The 21,216-nt window shown below is 59.8% G+C and carries 30 protein-coding genes and 1 pseudogene; 4 read left to right on the top strand and 27 right to left on the bottom strand.

What is annotated here, in order from left to right; genetic code table 11:
• Positions 1 to 34 precede the first annotated feature (34 nt).
• From HMPREF2682_RS03365 to HMPREF2682_RS03240, 27 genes are all read right to left on the bottom strand, one after another.
• The gene (locus HMPREF2682_RS03365) at positions 35 to 382 is read right to left on the bottom strand and encodes a hypothetical protein (protein ID WP_070831442.1); all 348 of its coding nucleotides are present in this window, start codon (positions 380 to 382) and stop codon (positions 35 to 37) included.
• A 28-nt stretch (positions 383 to 410) separates the two neighbouring features.
• Positions 411 to 977 (bottom strand): phage tail tube protein, encoded by a 567-nt coding sequence (locus HMPREF2682_RS03360; protein ID WP_070831439.1) that lies wholly within the window; start codon positions 975 to 977, stop codon positions 411 to 413.
• 426 nt (positions 978 to 1,403) lie between these two features.
• Positions 1,404 to 1,715, bottom strand: coding sequence for a DUF5403 family protein (locus tag HMPREF2682_RS09625; RefSeq protein ID WP_070831433.1), 312 nt, complete (start codon positions 1,713 to 1,715; stop codon positions 1,404 to 1,406).
• Positions 1,702 to 2,085 carry a hypothetical protein gene (locus HMPREF2682_RS03345; protein ID WP_070831430.1) on the bottom strand — a complete coding sequence of 128 codons (384 nt, stop codon included), beginning with the start codon at positions 2,083 to 2,085 and terminating at the stop codon, positions 1,702 to 1,704. The genes HMPREF2682_RS09625 and HMPREF2682_RS03345 overlap by 14 nt, the downstream gene beginning before the upstream one ends.
• Before the next feature lie 8 nt (positions 2,086 to 2,093).
• Entirely contained in the window at positions 2,094 to 2,585 is a 492-nt protein-coding gene (locus HMPREF2682_RS03340; protein WP_070831427.1) for a Gp19/Gp15/Gp42 family protein, read from the bottom strand.
• Between the two features lie 30 nt (positions 2,586 to 2,615).
• Positions 2,616 to 3,560, bottom strand: coding sequence for a phage major capsid protein (locus tag HMPREF2682_RS03335; RefSeq protein WP_070831424.1), 945 nt, complete (start codon positions 3,558 to 3,560; stop codon positions 2,616 to 2,618).
• 75 nt (positions 3,561 to 3,635) lie between these two features.
• Positions 3,636 to 4,169 carry a hypothetical protein gene (locus tag HMPREF2682_RS03330; protein ID WP_070831421.1) on the bottom strand — a complete coding sequence of 178 codons (534 nt, stop codon included), beginning with the start codon at positions 4,167 to 4,169 and terminating at the stop codon, positions 3,636 to 3,638.
• Between the two features lie 205 nt (positions 4,170 to 4,374).
• Positions 4,375 to 5,820 (bottom strand): VG15 protein, encoded by a 1,446-nt coding sequence (locus tag HMPREF2682_RS03325; RefSeq protein ID WP_070831418.1) that lies wholly within the window; start codon positions 5,818 to 5,820, stop codon positions 4,375 to 4,377.
• A gap of 12 nt (positions 5,821 to 5,832) precedes the next feature.
• Entirely contained in the window at positions 5,833 to 7,089 is a 1,257-nt protein-coding gene (locus HMPREF2682_RS03320; protein ID WP_070831415.1) for a phage portal protein, read from the bottom strand.
• Positions 7,074 to 8,525, bottom strand: coding sequence for a terminase TerL endonuclease subunit (locus tag HMPREF2682_RS03315; RefSeq protein ID WP_083321754.1), 1,452 nt, complete (start codon positions 8,523 to 8,525; stop codon positions 7,074 to 7,076). Before HMPREF2682_RS03315 ends, HMPREF2682_RS03320 begins: the two co-directional genes overlap by 16 nt.
• A 17-nt stretch (positions 8,526 to 8,542) precedes the next feature.
• Positions 8,543 to 9,040, bottom strand: a complete 498-nt coding sequence (locus HMPREF2682_RS03310) for a hypothetical protein (protein WP_141762611.1) — start codon at positions 9,038 to 9,040, stop codon at positions 8,543 to 8,545.
• Between the two features lie 189 nt (positions 9,041 to 9,229).
• Complete coding sequence (locus HMPREF2682_RS09515; RefSeq protein WP_210400851.1) at positions 9,230 to 9,520, bottom strand: HNH endonuclease signature motif containing protein; 291 nt, start codon at positions 9,518 to 9,520, stop codon at positions 9,230 to 9,232.
• A 197-nt stretch (positions 9,521 to 9,717) separates the two neighbouring features.
• Positions 9,718 to 9,879, bottom strand: coding sequence for a hypothetical protein (locus HMPREF2682_RS09440; RefSeq protein ID WP_168167720.1), 162 nt, complete (start codon positions 9,877 to 9,879; stop codon positions 9,718 to 9,720).
• A 199-nt stretch (positions 9,880 to 10,078) separates the two neighbouring features.
• Positions 10,079 to 10,639, bottom strand: coding sequence for a DUF7340 domain-containing protein (locus tag HMPREF2682_RS03300; RefSeq protein ID WP_070831408.1), 561 nt, complete (start codon positions 10,637 to 10,639; stop codon positions 10,079 to 10,081).
• Positions 10,640 to 10,654: 15 nt separating this feature from the next.
• Positions 10,655 to 11,143, bottom strand: coding sequence for a hypothetical protein (locus HMPREF2682_RS03295; RefSeq protein ID WP_070831405.1), 489 nt, complete (start codon positions 11,141 to 11,143; stop codon positions 10,655 to 10,657).
• Between the two features lie 682 nt (positions 11,144 to 11,825).
• Positions 11,826 to 14,369, bottom strand: a complete 2,544-nt coding sequence (locus HMPREF2682_RS03290; protein ID WP_070831402.1) for a phage/plasmid primase, P4 family — start codon at positions 14,367 to 14,369, stop codon at positions 11,826 to 11,828.
• A gap of 108 nt (positions 14,370 to 14,477) precedes the next feature.
• Positions 14,478 to 15,146, bottom strand: coding sequence for a hypothetical protein (locus tag HMPREF2682_RS03285; protein ID WP_070831399.1), 669 nt, complete (start codon positions 15,144 to 15,146; stop codon positions 14,478 to 14,480).
• A 39-nt stretch (positions 15,147 to 15,185) separates the two neighbouring features.
• Entirely contained in the window at positions 15,186 to 15,932 is a 747-nt protein-coding gene (locus tag HMPREF2682_RS03280; RefSeq protein ID WP_070831396.1) for a hypothetical protein, read from the bottom strand.
• Positions 15,933 to 15,956: 24 nt separating this feature from the next.
• Positions 15,957 to 16,451 carry a hypothetical protein gene (locus tag HMPREF2682_RS03275; RefSeq protein WP_070831393.1) on the bottom strand — a complete coding sequence of 165 codons (495 nt, stop codon included), beginning with the start codon at positions 16,449 to 16,451 and terminating at the stop codon, positions 15,957 to 15,959.
• Positions 16,452 to 16,709: 258 nt separating this feature from the next.
• Positions 16,710 to 16,883 carry a hypothetical protein gene (locus tag HMPREF2682_RS09435; RefSeq protein ID WP_168163102.1) on the bottom strand — a complete coding sequence of 58 codons (174 nt, stop codon included), beginning with the start codon at positions 16,881 to 16,883 and terminating at the stop codon, positions 16,710 to 16,712.
• Positions 16,884 to 16,885: 2 nt separating this feature from the next.
• A complete protein-coding gene (locus HMPREF2682_RS03270; protein WP_070600024.1) occupies positions 16,886 to 17,221 on the bottom strand; it encodes a hypothetical protein in 336 nt (111 codons plus the stop codon).
• 36 nt (positions 17,222 to 17,257) lie between these two features.
• Complete coding sequence (locus HMPREF2682_RS03265; RefSeq protein WP_070600021.1) at positions 17,258 to 17,551, bottom strand: hypothetical protein; 294 nt, start codon at positions 17,549 to 17,551, stop codon at positions 17,258 to 17,260.
• Complete coding sequence (locus tag HMPREF2682_RS03260; protein WP_070600019.1) at positions 17,544 to 17,750, bottom strand: hypothetical protein; 207 nt, start codon at positions 17,748 to 17,750, stop codon at positions 17,544 to 17,546. The genes HMPREF2682_RS03265 and HMPREF2682_RS03260 overlap by 8 nt, the downstream gene beginning before the upstream one ends.
• 14 nt (positions 17,751 to 17,764) lie before the next feature.
• Complete coding sequence (locus tag HMPREF2682_RS03255; protein WP_070600018.1) at positions 17,765 to 18,316, bottom strand: hypothetical protein; 552 nt, start codon at positions 18,314 to 18,316, stop codon at positions 17,765 to 17,767.
• 26 nt (positions 18,317 to 18,342) lie between these two features.
• The gene (locus HMPREF2682_RS03250) at positions 18,343 to 18,615 is read right to left on the bottom strand and encodes a hypothetical protein (RefSeq protein ID WP_070600017.1); all 273 of its coding nucleotides are present in this window, start codon (positions 18,613 to 18,615) and stop codon (positions 18,343 to 18,345) included.
• Positions 18,616 to 18,625: 10 nt separating this feature from the next.
• Positions 18,626 to 18,847 (bottom strand): helix-turn-helix transcriptional regulator, encoded by a 222-nt coding sequence (locus HMPREF2682_RS03245; protein ID WP_070831390.1) that lies wholly within the window; start codon positions 18,845 to 18,847, stop codon positions 18,626 to 18,628.
• A gap of 48 nt (positions 18,848 to 18,895) precedes the next feature.
• Positions 18,896 to 19,132 carry a helix-turn-helix domain-containing protein gene (locus HMPREF2682_RS03240; protein WP_070831387.1) on the bottom strand — a complete coding sequence of 79 codons (237 nt, stop codon included), beginning with the start codon at positions 19,130 to 19,132 and terminating at the stop codon, positions 18,896 to 18,898.
• Positions 19,133 to 19,190: 58 nt separating this feature from the next.
• Here HMPREF2682_RS03240 and HMPREF2682_RS09620 point away from each other — a divergent pair.
• The 4 genes and pseudogenes from HMPREF2682_RS09620 to HMPREF2682_RS03225 form a co-directional block, all read left to right on the top strand.
• A pseudogene (locus tag HMPREF2682_RS09620) lies at positions 19,191 to 19,445 on the top strand (helix-turn-helix domain-containing protein); the annotation flags it as partial.
• A gap of 66 nt (positions 19,446 to 19,511) precedes the next feature.
• Complete coding sequence (locus tag HMPREF2682_RS09595) at positions 19,512 to 19,637, top strand: hypothetical protein (protein WP_256370761.1); 126 nt, start codon at positions 19,512 to 19,514, stop codon at positions 19,635 to 19,637.
• Positions 19,638 to 19,693: 56 nt separating this feature from the next.
• Positions 19,694 to 20,095 carry an ImmA/IrrE family metallo-endopeptidase gene (locus HMPREF2682_RS03230; RefSeq protein ID WP_083321752.1) on the top strand — a complete coding sequence of 134 codons (402 nt, stop codon included), beginning with the start codon at positions 19,694 to 19,696 and terminating at the stop codon, positions 20,093 to 20,095.
• 98 nt (positions 20,096 to 20,193) lie between these two features.
• A complete protein-coding gene (locus tag HMPREF2682_RS03225; protein ID WP_168167718.1) occupies positions 20,194 to 21,159 on the top strand; it encodes a tyrosine-type recombinase/integrase in 966 nt (321 codons plus the stop codon).
• Positions 21,160 to 21,216 lie beyond the last annotated feature (57 nt).

Below are 21,216 nucleotides of genomic sequence, written 5' to 3'. Positions count from 1 at the left end.
AGTAGTTGCAACTCCAGGTCGAGCGCCGGGTACTTTAGCGCTGATTCGAGGAGGGCTGAGATTTTCCCGACGCCTGCATGTACGCACCCACGAGCGTCACAAGCGCATCAAGCTGCTTATCGCGTGCCCAATCCTCCCACGCACCCGGGTCCGTAGCGTAATGCTCGGAGACAAAATCCAGCAGGTCGGCAATGCCGTCCATCGCCTCCAGCGAATCCTCACCGTGCTTCTCCGACAGCTGTCGAATCACGTTCAGACGGCCAGCCAGACGAGTGCGCTGACCAGTCTTCAGCTCCCACGGAGCGATAAGCAGGTCATGGCCATCCAGTTCAGTGAACTCGGGCAGATCAACTACAGGCTCTGCTGCAACCTTCTTAGTCATGTGGTGTCCTCTCAATCAGGGATAGGGGTTAGGCAGTGACAGCTCGGGGCTCGAAGAACTCAGCGAGGGTCGCATCGTTACCAGGCAAGATACCCAGGTTCAGCTCGGTGGTCGCGAACTTTTCAATGCCAAACTCCGGGTACTTTCCGGCCACGTTCGTGTTCGGCAGACGAATAGCCGCAACATTCTTGCCATCCTCAAAGACCGCGAGGATTGCCTTGTTCGCATCGATGGTCTTTGCCTTCACCTTGTACGACTTCTTCACGGGGTCGTAGGTGCCACCTGCGAAAGCCAGTTCAAACACGGTACGGTCAATACTGAGCGCCTTGATGGTGCCGGTAACGGTCACATCCGAACGCTTAGAACGGGCCTTGACACGATCCGCAGTGCGCAAATATTCGATCTCGCCGCCGTCGGACTCCACCGAGAACGGCTCCTCCTCGTCAGTGTCACCAATCCACGTCCAGGAGCCGTAGGTGCTGGGGGTGCCAAACTTGAACTTGGTCAGGTCGAGCGCCTCAGTGTTCGGCTCTGCAACAAAAACGTGGGTGAAGCCTGTGAAAAAAAGCTTCGAATCTTCAATAACGTTGGCCAAGGGTGGCCACCTCCTAAATACTGACTGAGCCACGTGCGACGATGCGCACCGTGGCTCGAGTTTCGGTTACATGGGCTGAATGGAGAGTATGGCTGCCAGCGAGGATAGGTTCAGCCTCGACCCAGCACCTCGCAACATAGTCCGCCCCCACGATCGGGCCGAGGGTATGTGCAGCTTCGAGCAGCTGAACAGCCTCCCCACAGAGCCGCATCGACTCGGCACGAGTCGGCGCGTAGACGTGCACATTCACGGCAGCGTCCACGGCATGCCCCATCCTGGGGGACCCCACCGCAGGCGACGCAGAGACAACCTCCCAGATACATGCCGGCAGTTTGCCGAGAGTCTGGGAGGTCGCCCCACCAGAGACAGCTACACCCGGTAGCGCGGAGAGAATTTTCTGCACGATGGCCGAGATATCAACTGGCTTCATCGACGGTCCTTAAACGCGTGGGCAACCTTACCAAAAACATGGTGTCCAGGGGTTCGGTTACCGTTCGGGCTAGTGAACCCAAATTCGATAGGCACTGCTGCTTCATCGAGCGATGTGATAACCCTGTCGTGGACTCCTCGAGGAGTCACATGTGTAGTCATCACGATTGATGCCGCGAATGTGCCAGTATCCTTAGGTGCCGCAGCTTTTACTGCCGCTTGGATTTCGCGGGCGGCGGCGGCGAACTCAGGGGTGCGCGATGCCTGCCGCGCCACCTCGAGCTCGATGTCAGATTCAACCCATGACATTGGCTCCCCCTCCCCTGCCTTGCGTGTACGCCACGGCAAGCACCTTGACGTGCCCTGTGGTTGAGGACATCCGAGAGATCTGCGGTTCGCCGCGCTGCTCGAATCTCTGTCCGTCAATCTCGATGAGAGAATCTGATGTGCCTGGCCACGGCGCGCCGCCATGCTCCCCCGGCCAGTACTTGATCCGGTAAACGCTGGTTGGGGTGAGCCCGCCAGGCAGGTCGAGAACCTCGTTCGCACTCGACGGCTGGACATTACACTGAACGGGGACCCCCGCCCCCAGCGTCTCCACCACGTCACCATACGCATCCGCACTGTGGATGCGTGGGTAGACGATGACGGTATGGAGGCCTTTACGAATCCTGCTCATGCCACTCCCTAAAGGTACCGGCGGGACGAGAATGAATCCTGCCCAGGCCACCCGTACTGAAACTGCCACGGCCCCGCAGCAGCGCGCCCACTGTACCGTGCCGCAGCATAACAATCGGTCGCAGGAGCAACGGTCCGGTACCTGCCGGTTCCCGTTGCCTGTGCGAGGTTCTTCCAGTCCTTCTCCAGAATGTCCAAAAGACCGGACGCGACCATATAGTTCAGCTGGTACGAGTACCCGTCTTCCGTCTCAGACTTATAAATGCCGCCATCATCCGCACGAAGGACGCGGGCTACCGCCTCAGCCTCGATATTCTTGACCAGGTTGAATACGACCTCATCAAGAACCAGCTCATCCAGTCTCTTATAGCGGACGCGGATGAGGTTCTCCGCCTTGGAGAGCAGGGAGGCAATGTAGGATTCTTCGTCACCGCGAAACTCCCTGCGGAGCGCAGCCTTCACATCGTCAGCCGTCGCAATAGTCGGTGAATCACTCACCATGCACGCCTCCCCTCTCTACCAGCGACGCGATTACTTCAGGTCAGCGACCTTGTCTTCGTATGCGACGAACGCGGACTTGTCGGTGATGACCCAGCCGAACTGAGCCTCCACCAGCATTGCTTCCATGTTGTTCTGCCACAGGTTAACCTGGGTGCCGCCATCGTTGATGGTCGCCTGGTCGGTACGGCGAATAGAAATCTTATCCACGAAGCCGTACTTGAGCGCGGACCAGTCACCACCGAAGGCACGAACCTTGGTGTCTGCGGATGCGCCAACCTTACCGGAGACAGCACGACCATAGGAGACGGGCAGACCCAGCAGGGTACCCAGGTTGTCCTTCAGGTTCACGCTATCGCTGTAGATGGGGCGGCCGAGGGTGTCGGTTGCACCGTAGATACGGGACTTAAACGACTTGTCTGCTGCGAAGCCGTCCAGGTCAAAATCGAAGTTCTCGTTCAGGTTCACCAGATCCGCGCCAGCCAGAAGCTCAGAAGTCAGGCCGCCCTTATCCTTAGCGGTTGCACCCAGCTCAATACGGTTGGTGGTCTGGTTGACGTACTCAACACCGGTAATAGTCTGACCATTGATCGCGTTCTTGCCGTGCAGGATAGCGAGGTCGAACGCGCGGGTGATCGCCGCGGCTGCCTCCTGCTCCAGAAGCTTCAAGTAGCCGGACTGATCAGCCTGACGCGCCTCCATGCTCCAGTACATCAGCGCCGCAACCTTGATGGGCTTGATGGTCTTTGAGGTCACGCCCATGTTGGTCACGGGCTTCGCCTGGCCTTCACCGACCACGCCAGCCTGCGGCTGGGAGGTCTGAACGGAGATAGTGGTGCCGGTAATCGGGATAGGGGTGGTGCCGGCAAGCTTCTGAACGACGGAGCCTTCAGAGACTCGGCCGATGATGTTGCGGGCGAACGACTGCGGCAGGATACCGCCAGTCTTAAAGGTTTCAAGAGTCGCGGTTGCGCTCATATTTGGGTCTCCAATCAAGTTTGGGGTACGAAAAAGCCCTCACCGTCTCGGTAAGGGCTCAAATATTAGGGGCGTTTAGCCGAAGATAATCTCTGCTGCCTCTTCATAGGCATCACGTGCCGGTGCCGCGTGCTGTGCGGGGTTCGGCGCCATGCCTCGGCTCTTCGGAGCCGCCGCGAGGACCGCCTCGGTCTTCTCATTTGCGGCATCACTGATGAGCTTCTGCAGAGTTGCGAGGTTCGTCTCGATTTCCTCGCTGGTCGCACCCGGCACGAAGGGCGCGAAGTCTTGGGACAGTCCGACTGCGGCGAGCGCCTTGACGCGTGCCAGCTCAGCCTGCAGGGACGCGATCTGGGCGGCAGAGTCATCCTGCGGCTCAGGAGCCTCTGCCTCAGTGGGCTTATCCTCGGGTTCCGGCGCAGGCTCTTCAGCAGCAGTAGGCTTAGGAGCCTCTGCCTGCTTCGCCTTCACCGACGCCAGCTCAGCCTTCAGATTCTGAACCAGCTTCCAGGCGCGTTCGGGGTCGAAGGTCTCGCCGTCACGTTCCCACGGAGGTGTAGTTTCGGTGGTCTCTTCAACCTTTGCCTCAGGGGTAAGTGCTTCGCTCATCTTTGTTCCTTTCGGGTATAGCAAAAGGCACCCTGCCACTTAGCAGGATGCCTTTCACAAAAGTTATAAGGAGCTAGCCAGTGACGCCCCCGAACGGTCCTCTAGACCGAAGCATAAAAGCCGCGGCCGCCCAAGCATTATTGCCGCACCAATAGGTGAGGCTCAGGGTTGCAGGGGAATTGTCTAACTCCTTACCTACAGTCTATCAACCGTCCTTGTTGGATTCAAGCTGAATGGGGGTTAAATATTGTCCCCGAGAGTGCATAACGTACAAATTTTTAATAGGGGCTTGAGGATTGCGTACATTGTACATTCGCAGTTGCCTCTCCAATTTTTGGTCCAAATACTTGTTTCCCAAATCAACCACGAAGTTCTTCTTCTGAACCCCCTGTGCCTCAGCTTTCCTAACCGCATCAGAAATTCGGGTTTTAATTGTCGAGTACTTGTTCTTTGAGGATTTCAGCTCACTAATCAGTTCGCCATTATTCAGCCAAATAAAATCGTTGCTGGGCTTCATCGCGCCGTCTTTATCAGGTGCCGGTCGTTCAATCCACCGAACCTTATTCCCCAACGCCTCAAACCTCAGCAAGAACAACAGCTCATGACCGTACAGCCTCTCACCATCAGGAATCTCAGAAGCAAGAGACCCATAATACTTCGGGTCCACCTGCTCGCCTTTACCATCAAGCCGCTCAGCCTCCTGCCACGCCTCAGCCTCACGCGATAGCACTGTCGAGATCTTGACTGGCTCATACCCCTCTGGGTCTGCCTCATACTTACGGTCTTCCTTCTCAACCGTCTCCCGATAAAACTTCGCCAACCGCTGCTGCTCAGCCCGCCCCGACCAATTCTCAGGATCAAAAACAGGCACCACAATGCAGTCGCAATGCTCATGGAACGCTCTCGGGTTCCTCTTCCGCAGCTCAGTTCTCGCACGACGCGAGAGGAAGCCCCCTTCACGAGATTTCTTGCCAGCCTCAGCAGCTACGAGCTGTGCCGCATCAGCAGACGAATAAACCGCGCCGCGAGCGGCAAGCATGATACAGAACCCGCAAGACCAGCGCCCCTGCAGAACACGCGCCCAACCAACTGGACGAAGGCGAGGAAGCTCAGAATCAGCATCAGCATTATCTGCCTCCGCCTCTGCCCGACGCAGAGCCTCATCAGCTGAATCATTCACCGCCGCCAGAGCCTCATCGAAGCCCTCCAACGTGACCGACCCACGCTCATGACGCTCACGCTCATCCTCAGACGCAAACTCATCGAACTCGCCATCCAGGACAGACCGCATCACCTGCCTGCGGCCAGCCATCACCACATGACGCCGCGCCGCAGCAGCCAGCTGCTCAGGTGTTGCTCCTTGATTCTCACGAAATAGCTTCCTGACCGCCTGAACGGTATAGGACTCAGCCGCAGGATGATACGCGAGCGCACCAAACGGCGCCGCGGACGCATCCAAGTAATCGTTAGCGGCTTCGACCGCCTGACGGCGGTGCCGCTGGATTACACGGTGCGCCGCAGGAATCAGCCTCTCAGCTGATGCCCGGTCTGACAGGTCAAACGCAGACAGCAGATCAGTGAAAGCCTCCACAAACGCACCGCCAATTGAGGCGAGCGCCTGAGCATACGCCGCAGCGAGATCATCAAGCATGCAGCGCCTCCTTTAGTAGACGGGGTCTCCCACCGACACCGCCAAACGACGGTCCAACGCACGGTCACGCTTCAACTGCTCCGGCGACAAACCCATGAACTCGCGGACGGTCTCAGACGAGACGACACCCTGCGCCTGCGCCTGCAACATGAGCGCGTTGCGGGAGCTGAGCGAGATAACCGCGGGGTCACGCCAACGCGCCTCCAGAGTTTCCAGCCCCTCAGTGTCCACACCGGCGACCGCCAGGACACAGCGAGCCAAATCTTCCACAGCGTCACCAAAAATCGACTGCTTCAACTCCGCCTTCGTGATGAGGCGGTCTTTCGCGCTTCGCATCGCCTCCGCAGACGCGGGATTCGACTCCGTAGAGACACCCAGCATGAACGGCGGGATGCCCGTCTGCGACGCAACCTGCAACGCATAGATCTTGAAGGTATTCAGTAGCTGAGTCAGGTCAGCACCCGGCACTGAGCCGGTCTGCGAACCGGACGGGCCAACAAGGAACCTGCCGAAATAGGCTTCGAGGCGGCTCTGCTGCGGATTACCGTCCTCATCTAAGAACATTTCCTCCACGCCATCGCCAAAAAGGTAGCGAACCGGCATCGAGAGGAGCTCCTGAGCGACCTGCAAGTTCGTCAAAGTACGAGCCGCCGCGTCACACAGCTTATGGATCTCTTCAATCTCGCTTCGACCCTCTTCACCCAGGCGAATCTGATTCACAAACGGGATAACGGGGATACCATCGAAGCCATGCTCGTCGATATGGGTGAGAACCTCGAAACCGTCACGAGTTGAATAGAATCTAGTCACACCATGCTCATAAACCGCCCGGAACGTGTCAAAACCGTCACGGTACGTCTGCACCGCCTGCACCAGGCGGCCCGTAGCGTCCTTCCTCAGCTCAAACTCATCACCCTTATGCACCGAAATGTGAGGGATAGACGGGTCAGAGCCACCACCAACGACCATGAACGCCGCACCGGAGACCAGAGCCTCCGTCAGCGCCAACGTCAGCTTGGTACGGAAATTATTCGCCTGCAGAATCCTATTCAACTGCTCAGGGGCTTCATCCTGACCGCCATGACGCGAAATCGAGAACCCATCAAGCACCAAAGACTCAACGAGTACGTCCACAGCGAGCTTCGGCCAGCCGACCTGCATTTCGAGGACGCGAACGTCAGGAGGCAGGGACACGCCAATAGCGTCAAGCCTTGCAGTGCCGTTGTAGTAGGCCTCCCATTTCGCCGGGTTCTTTACAACACGGCCCATTGGTTGCCTCCCTTCTTGTCCTTCTCAGTTAGTCCATGGAACGCAAGAGTGCACGCCACCAGAGGCGAAATATCTTCGCTTCGGTTGTCACGCGTCCAGCTCCATAACTCGCTACCACCTTTAGAACGGCGGCAAGCCTGCACAGCAGCATCCAGCTCCTCCTGCCCGGTGTGACGCACCTGAGCACGCCCCAGCGCCTCATAAAACGCGCCACACGCCTGCATATAGGTTCGATGGTCAAGACCAGTAGTCATCCGCTTCAGCTTCGGGGACGCCGCAAGCACCTCAGTAGCCTGCGACGCCGCCGTATAAACCATCGCCGCAGGCTTCCACTTACGCTTCAGCTCCTCCAGACGCGCCGGCACCCAATCCGTACCAGTACGCCTATCCACAACCTCAATATGGACGTTCCCATCAGCCCGGCGTGACGCTGCAGCAATCGTCGCCACGTCACGCAAAGGCGTGACATCCACACCGAACGCAACCTCAACACCCGAACGGGACTCCGTATCGAGGCACTGAGCCCAAAAATCAGCAGGAATCGCCGACGAAGAACCAACCTTCGACCAAATACCAAGCCTCTCACGCTTGAAATGCTCATCACTCATCGCACGGCGCTCCGAATCCACATACTCAGCCGAAATGCGCCGACCGAGCGCCGGATTTGCCAGCGCCCAGTTCGCCGGGTCAGCCGGATCAGCGTCCTCGGCTGTTGACCATTCATAGAACGCCAGCTTCGTCTCCTCAGCAGGTGAGAGCGCCCTATCACGGATACTTTTCAGCACCTCAGAGTCAGGCATACCAGCAGACGAGGCGTACCAGATCTGCGGGGACTCATTCAAACTCTTCGAGGCCAGTGTCGGCAGCATCGAAGCCTGAACAGAACGCGGCAAATCATAAGCCTCATCAAAAACAACCAGGTCGGCGGTGAATCCACGCGCCGAACCGCGACTACGCGCCTTAAACAGGACGCGGCTACCGCTCGCAGTCGTCAAGGACATGCCGCTGTTACCGGTTTTGATGCCTGACATCTTCCCCTGCGGGTCGCCGACATATCCCTGCATGTACTCGACCAGCTCGGACCCGCGAATCAGCGACTCCAAACGCTGCTGATGCTCAACAGCCGTCCCGAACAGGTGCGCAGAGTGAAGAATCAGCCGCTCGCCGAACAAAAACATGCCCGCAAGCTCACGCGCCTCAAGAATCGAGCCCTTACCGTTCTGGCGAGGAACAATAAGGCCGACCTCGAACGCCTTCCATCGCCCGTCCACACGCTCACCAAGCGCGCCACGGAGCACATGCTGCTGCCAGGGGTCCAAATGCAGGCCCGCAACAGCCGCCAGATCCACCGCATCATCACCGGCAGAGGTGAAATACAGCGGCGTGACGTCAATGCGAGGTGTCTGAGACCCCATCAGCTGACCATTCTCAGCCACAGAGCCTCACCTCCACCCTAAACAGCCTGCGCCTCTTCGATGCGGCGCTTCCTACGAGCCGCCAGCTCATCCAAGGCACTCACCTTCGGCTTCGCCGTCTCCGTCAGCCGGGCAATCTCTGCCACGTCCTCACGTTCAGCCGCCATCAACCCGGCAATATCCCGTGGCGAGGCGACAATGAGCGCGGCACGTGTCCGGTGAAGACGCCAACGCGCGGACTCCAACGGGTCCTCATGCGTCGGCACGGGCACCTCACGGACCGCGCCATAGGCACCGACCTGCTCAATGACGACTACATCGCTTTGTCCAACGGTTCGGACGACAGGAGCACCAGCCGCCACCTGCCCAGCCACCCGAGCCGGGCGCTCCGCAGCTTTACGGTCACGCGCCGCCTTCGACGCGGCACGCTCCGCAGCCTTACATTCCGGGCAAGGAGGCTCACCCCGGCGACGGTGACGCTTCGCCGCCGCCGTAGTCCCACACGGGGCAAGCTTGCGGCTCTTTTTCTCAGCCACAAAGCCCCCCTCTCTCATGGGAATTTTTGGTTATGAGCCCCCGCGGGGGGATGTCACTATGACCGAAGGGGGAAACTTGACCCTGGGGAGGGGTAACCCCCCGGGGTCGTTTTCCATTCAGTGGACATCATCACTCGAAACCGTTCCATGTTGGTCGTAATCAAAATCTGTTTACACCACAGCTGGCACTCACCAGTCTTGTGTGGTCTTGGGTGGCCGCACCTGGTGTGCGAGTCGTTTGCGTCCGCGCCTACTGTTGCATCTGCGGTGTGCGGGTGCGAGGTCGCCGAGCAGGTTGCCGCCGTTAGCTATGGCGTCAAGATGGTCGGCGGTGAACGCCAGCGGGTGAGTGTAGGGCAGGCTCATGTCGATTGGTTTGCCGCAGAGGTGGCAGGGCCAGCCGTTGTCGCTGGTTGCTTTGCGCAGTTCGGCTGCGCGTTTGCGGTATGTTCGGTCACTGTATTTGGTAGCAGTCGTCACAGTCGCACCTGCTTCCGATGATGGCGCGTAGTTGCGCCTTGGAGATGGTGAGTTCGAAGTAGCCTTCGGTGTCGAAGATTGCTCGTCCCCAGCTGATGTCGATGTCCCATTCTGCGGGGAATCGTTCGCGGAGTGTCTTGAAGATTTGTTCTGATTCTTCGTCGGTGAAGCTTCTGCGGCACATGGTGTTCCTCCCGTCAGATGGTGAGGGTGAGGGTTGTGAGCAGTGTGGCGAGCAGGAGTGCTGCTGCGATGATGGCCATCAGAGCTCGGGGTGTCCCGAGGTCTGCCATGAGGCTTGTTGTGTGGATGGTTAGGTTGGTGCCGATGATGGCGGTGATGATTGCGACGGGGAGCATTGGTGTTTGCTTTCTGGTACGGGTGGAGCCCCTGTCCGTTGTTGGGCAGGGGCTCCGACTGAAGTGACTACACGCTGTTGCTAACCATCGACCTGTGTCGTCATTGTTCCGCCGCGTCATGGGTGCCTGTTTGTTTCTGGGCACCATGAAGCTGGGCCACAGTGTACACAAGTTTTCAGGCGGTTGCAACGGGTTTTGTCTATTCGGTGGAGTAAGCCTTGAGGAACGTTTCGAGCCCTTGCCAGGTGGTTCCGCAGAGGGTGCAGGTGACGCTTTCGGCGTTGATTCGGAAGCGGAGTGCTTCGTCGATTCGGAAGCTTCCGTCTTCGGACGGGGTGCTGACCCAGGTTTCACCGCATGATGGGCAGGGTACGCGGAGCGGGACAATGGTTTCGTTGAGCCCGTGAATTGCTTCACGCCAGCCGGTGAGTTTGGCGAGGGCGTAATCGTAATCCACGTTTGCTGCCCAGTGGATGAGCTTATTTGAGAGGGAGTGGCTTTCGTGAAGCTGCTGCACTGCGGGCAGGTCGTACCTGATTTGGTGTTCGATGGCGGCTTTGATGAGGAGCGCATTGTCGTTACAGGGGCTGGTGGGTTTGAATCCGCCGCCGCCGGGTCCGATGTTGGGGCGTTCGGTGATGGCGTGTTCGAGTTGCACCAGGAGTGGTGGGGATTCGAAGTAGCTGGTTTCCCCGCGCCAGGTGTAGCTGACGAGGTGGGTGTTGGTGAATTCGTGGAGGAGTGAGTCCAGGGAGAGCATGGTGTTTCTGGTTCCTTAGTGTTGTGGGTGGGTTGGTGGTTCGGGCTGGTGGTGTAGGGGTGTGATGACGATGAGCAGGCCGGGGGCTTCTTTGTCGAAGCCGCCGTGGTGTAGGTGGGGTCCGTCGAGGTGTTCGTGGTTGTCGTCTGGGAGGAGCCCCGCTTGGACGTAGGCGTCGATGAGGGGTTTGGCGGTCGGGTAGAGGTTGGCGGGGTCGTAGCGGCCTCGGCGGTTCTTGTAGATCCAGATGTCGATTTGGGCGTGGGTGAGGGTGGGGATTCGCCCGCTGGGTTGCTCCTGTTTCCATTGGTGGATGTCGTGGTTAGCTGCATGCTTCCACTCATCTGCGTTTTTGCGATAGGTGCGCCAGTGGGTGCCGTTGGAGCGGTTGATGGAGAGGAGTGTCTTGCCGTCGAGGGGTATCCAGCGGAGGATTGGTTTGCTGTGGGGGGTCTTTTTGAGGGTGATGGTTGCGGGTGGGGTTTCAGAAGGGTGGAGTGTCATTGGTGGTGGTGTCCTTTCGGTGTTGGTTGAGTATTGGGGTGTAGCCGGGGGCTGTGTAGTGGCAGATGTGGTGTGGTACTGCGGTGATACCGGGGGCTGGTGGTGCGTGCAGTTCGTTGAGGTGTAGTGCGGTGTCGGTGGTTTCGAGTTGGTAGGCGCGGCGTCCTTGGGCGAGGGTGGCGCGGATGGTTGTTTGGTTGGTGGTGGTTGTGGGGTCTGCTTGGGTTGGCATTGCGGTGGTGGGTCCGGTGAGTCCGGTGAGGATGAGTGCTCCGCAGCGGGTGCAGGTGTTGATGTGTGCTTGGCGTGCTTGGCGGGGGTTGGGCTGGGTGTTTTGTTCGTGTCGGATCCATTCGGGGGTGCCTGGTGGTGGTGTTGGGAGTTGGTCGAGGAGGTCGGGCTGTTTTTTGGCAGGTTTTCGGGGCATGGTGGGTCTTTCGGGGTGCATGGAAAAGTTGTGAAGCTGGGTGTTTTGCCTTGTCGGCAGGTTTTCGGCTTCACAACATTCACAAGGTTCTATATGCATGGCTGTAACGGGCGTGTGTGCGCGCGTATGTGTTTGTTATCTACTTGTAAAAGTTGTGAATGTTGTGAAGCCCATTTGTGCCCTGACCTGGGAAAACCCCGGCTTCACAAGGGCTAAAAGTTGTGAAGCCCTTGTGAATGTTGTGAAGCCCGGGGCTTACCAGATGTCGGCATCCTTGAGCTGCAGGCCGCCGTACAGTCGGGGGCCGCCGTGCACCTGCGGGGGTGCGTCTCGGCCGACCAGCACCCCGTGCACCTTCAACTGGGAGGCGAACGCCCTGCCCTTGACAGGTTCCAGCCCTTCTTCGGCGCACCAGATGTGGTAGGCCTGGCGTAGGTCGGTGACTGCCACCGTGTAGTGCTTGTTGCCGGGGTAGAGGTCGCAACGGGCGGCGAGGAATTGGCCGACCGTGTCCTGGCTACTCTTGTAGGCTTCGGTGGCGGCGCGGACTGCCTCGGGCGGCTGCAACCCGTCACGGAAGTATGCGACTGCGCCTGCGATGATCCATGCGAGCACTGCCGCCGCATCCTGCCGGAGCTTTTCGGGGAGGAGTTCGTCGCGTTCTTCGGCGGGGACGGTGTGGACGAACGGGACGAGGTTCATGCGCCTCCACACGGACTCGCCGCCGTCTTCGACTGCAGGCTGGTGGTTGCCCATCAGGTGCAGGTGGTGGGTGGGTGCGAATTCGAAGAAGTCCTTGTTCATGAAGCGGGCGGTGATGCGGTCGCCGCCGGTGAGTGCCTTTAGTTTGGCTTCGTCGAGGGTGTCGGTTGCGTTGGTTTCGGAGCCGACGACGAAGCGTTTGCCGTTGAGGCGTGCGAGCTCGGTTGCGTGTTCTTGGAAGGGTTTCTTCATGAGGAATCCGGCGGGTAGGGTTGCGGCGTAGTCGCCGAGTGCGCCGGTGATGGCGTCGTAGTAGACGCTCTTGCCGTTGCCGCCGGTGCCGTAGGCGAAGGCGAAGACGTGCTCACGCTGTAGACCGGTCGCAGAGTAGCCGGCAAGCCTCTGCATGTAGCCGGTGAGAGCCTGGTCGTGGTTGAAGGTGGTGGCGAGGAATCTCTCCCAGGTGGGGGAGGTGCCTGCGGGGGCGACGGCGGTTTGTTTGGTGTGCATGCGCTCTGGCGTGTGTGGCATGAGTTCTCCTGTTCTGAGGTTGATGATTCCGGTGGGGGTGTTGAGTTCGTCGAGGTGGGTGTCGAAGGCTGAGGCGGGCACTGCGATGGTGGGTTGGACTTTGAGGAGTCCGAGGAGTGCGGTGGAGCCGCGGTGTGAGCGGGCGTAGCGGATGAGTGCGTGCGCTTCTTTGTCGGGTTTGCCTTCGTCGGTGACGGGTGGTTGGAGGGCGGCTGCGAAGTTGAGGAGTGCGAGTTTGGTGTCGCCGCCGGTGTCGGGTTGTTCTTCCCAGCGGGTGCCGGTCCAGTGGAAGAAGCGGCCGCGGTCGATGTTGTAGCGGATGTGGTTGTTGAAGAGGTGGGTGAAGGCTCGGATGAGTCCTAGTTCGGTCCAGTCGGTGATGGTGGTGGCACCGTCACTGCTGACGGTGGGGTCTTCCGTGGTGGTGGTTGCTGTTTCGGTTGCCGGTTCCCTCACTGCCGGCACCTCTGCCGCCGGCACCTCTGCAGGGGTGGGTGGCGGTGTGGGTGGTGCCGGGTGGCGTGCGGGGAGGATGTCTGCGAGTTTCACGGTGATGGGTGCTTTCTCACCGAACCCGGCTGCGGCTAGAGCACGCGCGGCAGCGGAATCGTCCCCGTCGTGGTTGAGGATGCTGTACGCCTTGAACTTGGTGTACGGGGTGTCCGTATCGAACAGGGGCACGGAGGAGGAGAAGCAGTAGAAGCGGTCCCTGTCATCTGCGTGCCCGGTGGATGCGGAGTGGCCGTCGCGGGGGTGTTTGCCGGGTCGGGTCCAGAAGCGCTCACCGCTAGAGAGGGTGGAGTGGAGTGTCCAGCCGTGGGGGGTGAGGATGTCTGCCCAGTCGGTCTTTGCTTCGTAGTCGTCTCCGGGCTTCAGACCGCCCTCAGCCGGGCTTTCAGCGGCAGGGCGGGTGGTGGTGGGGTTGGGCTGGCTAAAGAGCGTTACGGGGCGTTCTGGGGTTTCGTCGAGGGTGTCGGTGATTGCCTTGTGGAACGCCGCGCGCTCGATTTCGGTGATGGTGGGGGCGGTTGCTGGGCCGCCGGCAAGCACCTGCCAGGGGTTGCCGCTCTTGTGATGCGAGCCAGGGGTGGGTGCGGCGATGAAATAACCGCCTTCGCCGCGGGTCTCTGCGAGGACTTCACCCTGTGCGTTGCGTGCGAGCTTGGTATTGCCGGGCACCTTGGCGCCCGCCTCGAGCCTGTAGATCCAGTGGAAGCCGCCGGAGGGTGAGAGTTCGAGCCAGCCGGTGTTGAGGCGTTCCCAGAGCTTGGCGTGGCCGCGTTCGGTCATGGTGGCGGCGATTTTGGGGAGGTCGGCTGCGGCGCGTCCTTCGATTTCGGTCATTTCGAGGCGGTCGGAGGCGGCGCCGGTGACGATGGCGATGCCGAGGTTACGCCGGTTGCCGTCCTTGTACCATTCGTTGATTTCGGCTAGGGGTGCGGGGGCGGTCTGGTAGGCCTTCCAGGGTAGGGCGGGTGCTTTGGTGCCGTCGGGGCGGGTGGGGATGATAGAGAGGCGGTGGTTGCGTAGGTGGAGGGCGGTTTCGAGGGTGACGGGGGTTCCCATGGCGTGTTGTCTTTCAGGTGGGCTGGCTTGGTGGGGGGTGTGCCCCGCGCGGTTGGTGTGTGGAAGAACCTGCGCGGGGCACTGGTTGGTTGGGTTGGGTGTGCGGCGCTATGCGGCGGCGGCGCGGATGGTGGCGACGGTTTCTGCGGTGACGGGCAGGCCGGTTCCGGCGAGGGTTGCGGCGATCTGTTCGTCAGCCTGGCCGGTGCCGATGAGGGCGGTGACTGCCTGGCGTACTGCGTCGGGTACGGCGGGGACCGGTGCAGGGGTTGCAGGTGCCGCTACAGGCTGTGCAGGAACAGCAGGAGCCGGTGCCGCTGCCTGGTTGGTGAACATGCCACCAGCCGGTGCCGGCGGAACGTAGGAAGCACTGTAGACCTTGCGCGGGTTCGCCGGGTTCTTCGAATTGGGGTCGAAACCAGAGAAGGTCACGGTCAGCTGGCCGCCAATGTCGATGGTGCCTGCGCCCACCTGGTGCACTGCCTGACGAATGGCGGAGAGGATGGAGCCGGAACGGCCGTCCTCAACAACCCAGAGGGTGCGCTTGCCGGTATCGTTAGCGTCCTGCGGGTCACGCTCGGCGGTGTCCAAGGTGACTGCGACCTGCATCTTCGGGCGGGTCTTCTCACGGTCCCAGAACGCGGGCTCGTTGGAACCGAACTCGGTCGCCTGGCGTGCGTCGCTGACCTCGGTGATGGTGCCGGTGTGGGTGTCGCCGGGGTTGGTGAACTTCCAGGAGTGGGAGGCGCGCGGTGCGAAGAAATCAAAAGCGGACATGGTGTTTGTTTCCTTTCAGAAGGGGTTTGAAAAATTGGGTTAGATGGTGGCGTTCTGCTTCGCCTTATCGGCAGGGCACCAGGGGCAGAACCTCTCATTGCAGAGCGGGTACATCGCCAAGGTGGCGTCCTCGCCGATTGCGTTGATGAGGGTGACCAGCTGGTTTGCCTTAGCGAGCGCAGCTTCGGCAATTTCGGGCTGGTAGGGTTCCCACCAGAAGTAGGCGTCGCCGAGCTCACCGTCACGGGGTAGGAACGCGATCATGACCTGCTCCACCTCGTACCCGGCGTTGACCCAGCCGGTGCCGTAGAGGTGCGCCTGCACCCTGTACTGGTTGGAGGGGCCGGAAGCCTTATATTTTTTGAGCATCGCCGGGCCGACGAATTTCCAGTCGATGACAGTGCGGTCGTTGACGCTGAACAGGTCGGTGGAGCCGGTGATGTCTACGCCGCCAATCTGGCCGACGGTGACACGCTGCTCGACCAGGTACCCTTCGTCCTTGTGGGCGCCGAACCACGCCTCCATTTGGGTGTGGCAGGCGGTGCCGACGGTGGGTTTCCATGCGATGCCGCGGTCTGGTTCGGTGTCTCCGGCGAGTTTGTGGATGAGGCGGCGGGTGCAGTCCATGCCGATTTCGGAGGGGCCGATGCGTTTTTGGAGGCTGCGGGGGTGGGCGGTGATGGAGTCAGTAATAACGTTCATGATGCCTGCGACGGTGAGGTCTGCGACGAACGAATCGGCTTGCCCTGCCCCTGCTGGGGGTTTGGCGATGGTGGGGTTAACCAACGTGCGTTTCCTTCCTATGGGTGGTTAGCGGATGGTGAGGCGTGCGGTGGAGTCCTCGGCGAACTGGTCCTTCAGCGCCGGGGCGAGGGTCTTCAAATCGACCTTGCGCACGGTCTGGTAGAACTGCGGGAACGACTCGACCGGGTAGGTTTCGACGAATTTCTTCTCGTTGAATCGGCGGGGGTGGGAGACGGTGAGGGTCGCGTCGCCGCAGGTGTACTTGCCGTTCGGCAGGGCCTTGAGGGTCGCCTCGATCTTGGCGGCTTCTTCCTTGAGGTGGGCGATGTCTGCCTGGATGTTGACGAGTTCGAGGGCGAGTGCCTGCAGCTGTTCGTCGGTGATGGTTGCGCCGGTGAGGGTGGTGTGGGTGGTCATTTCTTTCTCCTTCTTTCGGGTGGGGTTGAGGCGGTTGCGGCGGGCGGTGAGCCAGCCGGTGAGAACCTCGTGGTTGTGGACGTCACGCGCTGTGGTGAGCGTGGTGACGGGTACTGGGGGCGCCGCCATCGCCTTCGTGGTCATGAAGGGAATCCAGGGTTCGCGGCCTTCTGCTTTAGCACGCCGTTGTTCGCGTTTGATGCAGGTTTTGCAGTCGGGGTTGGTTTGGTGGGCGGGTTGCCCGCAGGCGGCGCAGACGTTTTTGCGGGGTGTGGGGATGCCTCGGGGGTCGCCTGCCCTGCACCAGCGTGCGTGCCTGTTGCCGCAGGCTGCGCAGTTGGGGTTGCGTTCTAGTGCATCCTGCCCGCATGCCCCGCAGAGTTTCTTGACAGCCATGATGTTTTACCGCCTCTTGAGTGCGATGAGGCTGACAGTTGCGGCGAGCACGGACAGGGAGAGTGCCGCGTTCACTTTGGCGTCGAGTGCCTCGTTGGCTTCGTTGAGGGCGTTGACGGTGGTGGTGATGCGGGCGGCTTGGGCGATGCGGTTTTCAACGCCGGAGAAGATGGTGGGCATGGTTATTTCCTTCCTTCGTAGGGGTTGTTCCAGTCGATGCTGGAGCGCTTCAAGCGGGGCGGGGTGAGTTGCTCTTTGCTGGGGATGATGTGCCGGTACTCGCGCTTTTGACGGAGGGCTTTCTCGGCGCGATAGAGCGCGTGGTCGAGAGTGGCGCGGGTGAAGCAGTACCCGGTGTCTTTGCTCCACGCAACTGGGGTGAGTGTGCGCCGGTAGACGCGGTTGGTGATGGTGAGCGGTTTGACGCCGAGGAATACGGCGGCTTCGGCTGCCGAGTAGAGGGGCTTCTCTCCCTCCCAGTCGTTGGGGTGCGGGAGGCTATCTGCGATGTGTCCCATGGTGGTGTTTCTTTTCCTGATTTGCTGAGGGCGGGGTTAGCGGCGGCGGTATGGCAGTTGCATGTGGTTTCGGCAGCGCGCCTTGGTCTCGGCACGCTTGACCTTCCACGCCGCGACGTCTTCGCTGACGTACCAGCGGATACCTGCCTCATCCTTGCAGACCGGGTCGAGGCGGGTACCCACGGCGGCCTTGATGGAGGCGTGCGAGTACTGGCGGAGCGTCTGAATCTTGATGCCTTCGTCCTCGGCGACTTGCACCTCGGAGATGAGGTTGTGGTTGGGGTTGCAGGCTTCGTATGCGGTCTTGTGAGGCAGGTCGGGGTTAGCCATTGTTGGTGTCTCCTGTGGTGTGGTCGTGGATGAATGAGCCGATGAGGATTGCGGCGGCTGCGGGGATGAGTGCGGCGGTGAAGATGATGGCGCGCAGGGCAATGTCTTCCTGTGCGGTGCCGATACCTGTGATGAGGATGGACGCGGCGACGCATGCCCAGACGAGGGCGCGTGCGGCACGAAGGGTTGCGGTGTCCATGGTCGGGGGGTTCCTTAGTGGGTGGTGATGAGGTAGGCGAAGATGGTGAGGGCGGCGATTGCCCAGAGGCCGACAGTGATCCAGGCGAGCTGGAAGAGACGGCGGTTGGTGTCGTCCATTTCTGCCTGCAGGAGGTTGATTTCCTGGTTGAGTGCGGTCTGCTTGCCGTGCACTTTGTTGGTGTAGGCGATGAGCTGGGCGATGGCTTCCTGGTGTTCCTTGCTGGTGTGGTTGAGGATGGCGATGCCTGTCTGGTGTTCCTTGCTGGACTCCTGGAGGATGCCGACGGCGGCTTCAACTTCGGCTGCCTTACGTTCGTTCTCGACGACGCACCGCATGGTGTAGGCGACATTTGCCAGGGCGTCTTTGTTGGCTTGGTTGAGCTTGGTGTACCAGCTGTCGACCCTGTTGCCGAGGTCGCATGTCCTCTCTTGCAGGGCGGCGATGTTGTTGTCGATGCTGGCGATGTCGTCGATGATGCCTTGGTGGTTGTTGACGATGGTTTGGATTGCGGTGTGGCGGTGCTGGCGGCCTGCTGCGCGGTCGCGCTTGGTCTTGGCGGTCATTGTGTAGTCCTTCCTGGGTGGTGCGGTTATACCTGCTTCAATTGGTCGAGTAACTTACGAACCCTTTCCTCCCTCTTCTTTCGCTCCTCTTCCTCCTCCTCTGGTGAGAGAGGCAAAAGGAGCCCTCGGATGGTGAATTCTTTGACGTCGATGCTGGAGTCGTAGGTGATAGCCACTTCGACGTTGCCTAGGTGCATCCCCGCGGCGATCTGCCGGATCACGCGGAGGGTTCTTTCTCCGATTTCTTGGAGCGTGTTGTTCTCTTCGGGTGAGAAGAGAGGCTCTTCATGCGGGTTCATTACTGGCTCCTTAGTTGTTGGTGTGAGTGACAGGTAGCTTGCTCAGCCAGGCGGTTACTGCGGTTGAGGTGTAGTAGACGCGCCCTCCGCGCTGTCCCGTGGTGGTTCGGATGAACTCTGGCCCGGTGCGTGCCGTTCGCCAATCGGCGAGGGTGGCGGCGGAAACGCCGAGAGCCTCGGCTAGTTCGTCGGGGGACCAGATGGTTAGTCCCTCGTGGGGGATGGTTAGCATGATGTTCCTTTGAGGGATTTCCCTATTTAGAGAAAGATGGGCAAAAATTTATAGACTCAAAGCGACTTCCTGAAGATGCTCGGTGTACATCCAGTTGGGAGCCACTGAGAAGAACAAGGCAACCTGGTAAATCTCGATAGAGTTCAGAATTGATTCACCGGCAAGTACGCGGCTAATCTTGCTCTTCGAAATACCAGTGCCAGCCTGTAGGTCTAGCTGTGTAGTCCCCGTTTTTGCAAGTGCAAGGCTAATATTCTCTCGAACAGTCCGTGCAAGGTTATCCATATTCCTCCTTTCATGGGTTGTATCAACACCTTACATTCCCTATTTAGAGAATGTCAAGATGATATTGGGAAATTTTTCAAAATTTTTGTACTATATAGCCATGGGACGTAAAGCAATTGGACCCGCAAACCAGTTCAGCAAGAAGCTCAACCAAGAGCTTCGTGCATGGATGGGACGCCGTGGCATGACAATACAAGACCTTGAAGAAGCAGCAGAAGTGAGCCGAAACCGAATCAGCCTCACTCTCTACAAGCTCGATTCCCCTCTCAACACAAATGAGTTAGATCGTATCTGTAAGGCTCTTGGTGTTGAGCCTTCTACCGTTGTACGTGATGCGGAAAAGGCTCTGCGTGTAGAACAAGCAGCTGAGACTTCTTTCATGTCCGACAAAGAATTGGCAGCGCAGATTCTTGCCCGCGCTGAGGCAGCAACCAAGGCCGGCTACCGCCTCGCCGCGCACCCTGCCGACGATGTCGTTACCGACGACGGCAACTGGACTGCATAACGACAACCCGCGGGCGCGAAGAAAGGGATAGCGCACCCGGCAATTCACTGAACTTCATGAACCAAATTCCATATGACCCCGAAACGCATGCGAGCCAGCTTGGTATCCGCATCATTGACGCCTGCCTACCTGCAGGCACACTAGCGCTCTGGGACGAGACAACAAGGACGATTCTCGCAAGCCCAGGGCTACTACACCGCCAGCGCCGATGCGTCATCGCACACGAACTGGCCCACGCCGTCAACGGCGACACTCACGCCCCCATCGACGACGTTGCCGCGCGCAAGCGCGAGCGCAGGGCAGACCTGACCGCCGCCGGCTGGCTTCTTGATCCTGTGGCGGTGCGGACGGCGTTGGCTGTGTCGCCTGATTCGTTGTCTGCTGCGGCGGCTGATTTGGATGTTACCCCGAGGATTCTCTCTGCGTGGTTGGAGGGGAGGAAAGGAGAAAGATGGTGAGGGATCCGTTGCCTATTGGGTCGCATGGTGTGATTACTGTGCGGCGCCTGCGGGCGAAGACGTGGCGGGCGCGGACGTATTTTCGTGATGAGCGTGGGGTGCGTCGTGATGTGACGGCGCAGGCGGCGACTCGTGCGGCGGCTGAGACTAAGCTGAAGCTGAAGCTGTCGAGTCTGCCGGCGGCTGGTCAGTCGGTGAATGCGAGCATGACGATTCGTGATGCGGCTGAGCGTTGGCTGGGTGGCCTGGATTCTTCATTGTCGACTAATACGGTGAGGAACTATAGGCTGTTGGCGACGGCGGTGAGTCGTGATTTGGGTTCGCTGCAGTTGCGAGAGGCGACGGCGGGTGGTTTGGATTCGTATTTGGGGTCTGTTTCTGCCCCGTCTGCGCGCCATAATCGGCGCCTGGTGCTCCGCATGATTTTTGATGAGGCGGTGCGTCTGGGCGCGGTGCCGTATAACCCTGTACTGTCGACGAGGCCGGTGAAGGGGACAAAGAAGACGGTGCAGGCGCTGAGCTTGGAACAGGTTCAGCAGCTCCGGTCGCTGGTCTCTGGTGATTTGGCTGACCTGGTGGATGTTCTGCTGGGCACGGGCTGCCGCTGGGGCGAGGGCACGGGCCTGCGCTGGGAAGACGTTGATCTGGACGCTGGCACGGTGACCGTGAACGGCACGTTGATTCATGGTGCTGGCTGGCAGGCGGAGACGAAGACCCATCAATCAAGGACCCTGCAGGTGCCGGCGTTCGTGCTGAAGGTGCTGCAGAGGCGGCGAGCGCAAGCCGCGGCTAGTGCCGTGTTCGTGTTTGAGTTTAGGGGCGCTCCGTTGAAGTACAACTCGAGTCGTGCTCAGTTGAAGAAGGCTTTGGCTGGGTCTGGGTTGGAGTGGGTGACGTGGCATGTGCTGAGGAAGACGACGGCGACGCATCTTGATCAAGTGTTGGGATTGTCGGAGGCTTCGGTGCAGTTGGGTCATGCGTCGGAGGCTATGACGCGGCAGGCGTATGTGGCGCGGTCGAATTCTGCGGCGTTTGCTGAGGCGTTGGAGGGGTTGGTGGCGTGAGGTCACTATTTACTCACTACTTTGGGCACCTGTTTTCTCCGATATTGGCGGCATCTC

Source organism: Rothia sp. HMSC061D12 (genome assembly GCF_001836735.1).
GTDB lineage: Bacteria > Actinomycetota > Actinomycetes > Actinomycetales > Micrococcaceae > Rothia.
This window is presented reverse-complemented; position numbering and strand designations above follow the sequence as displayed.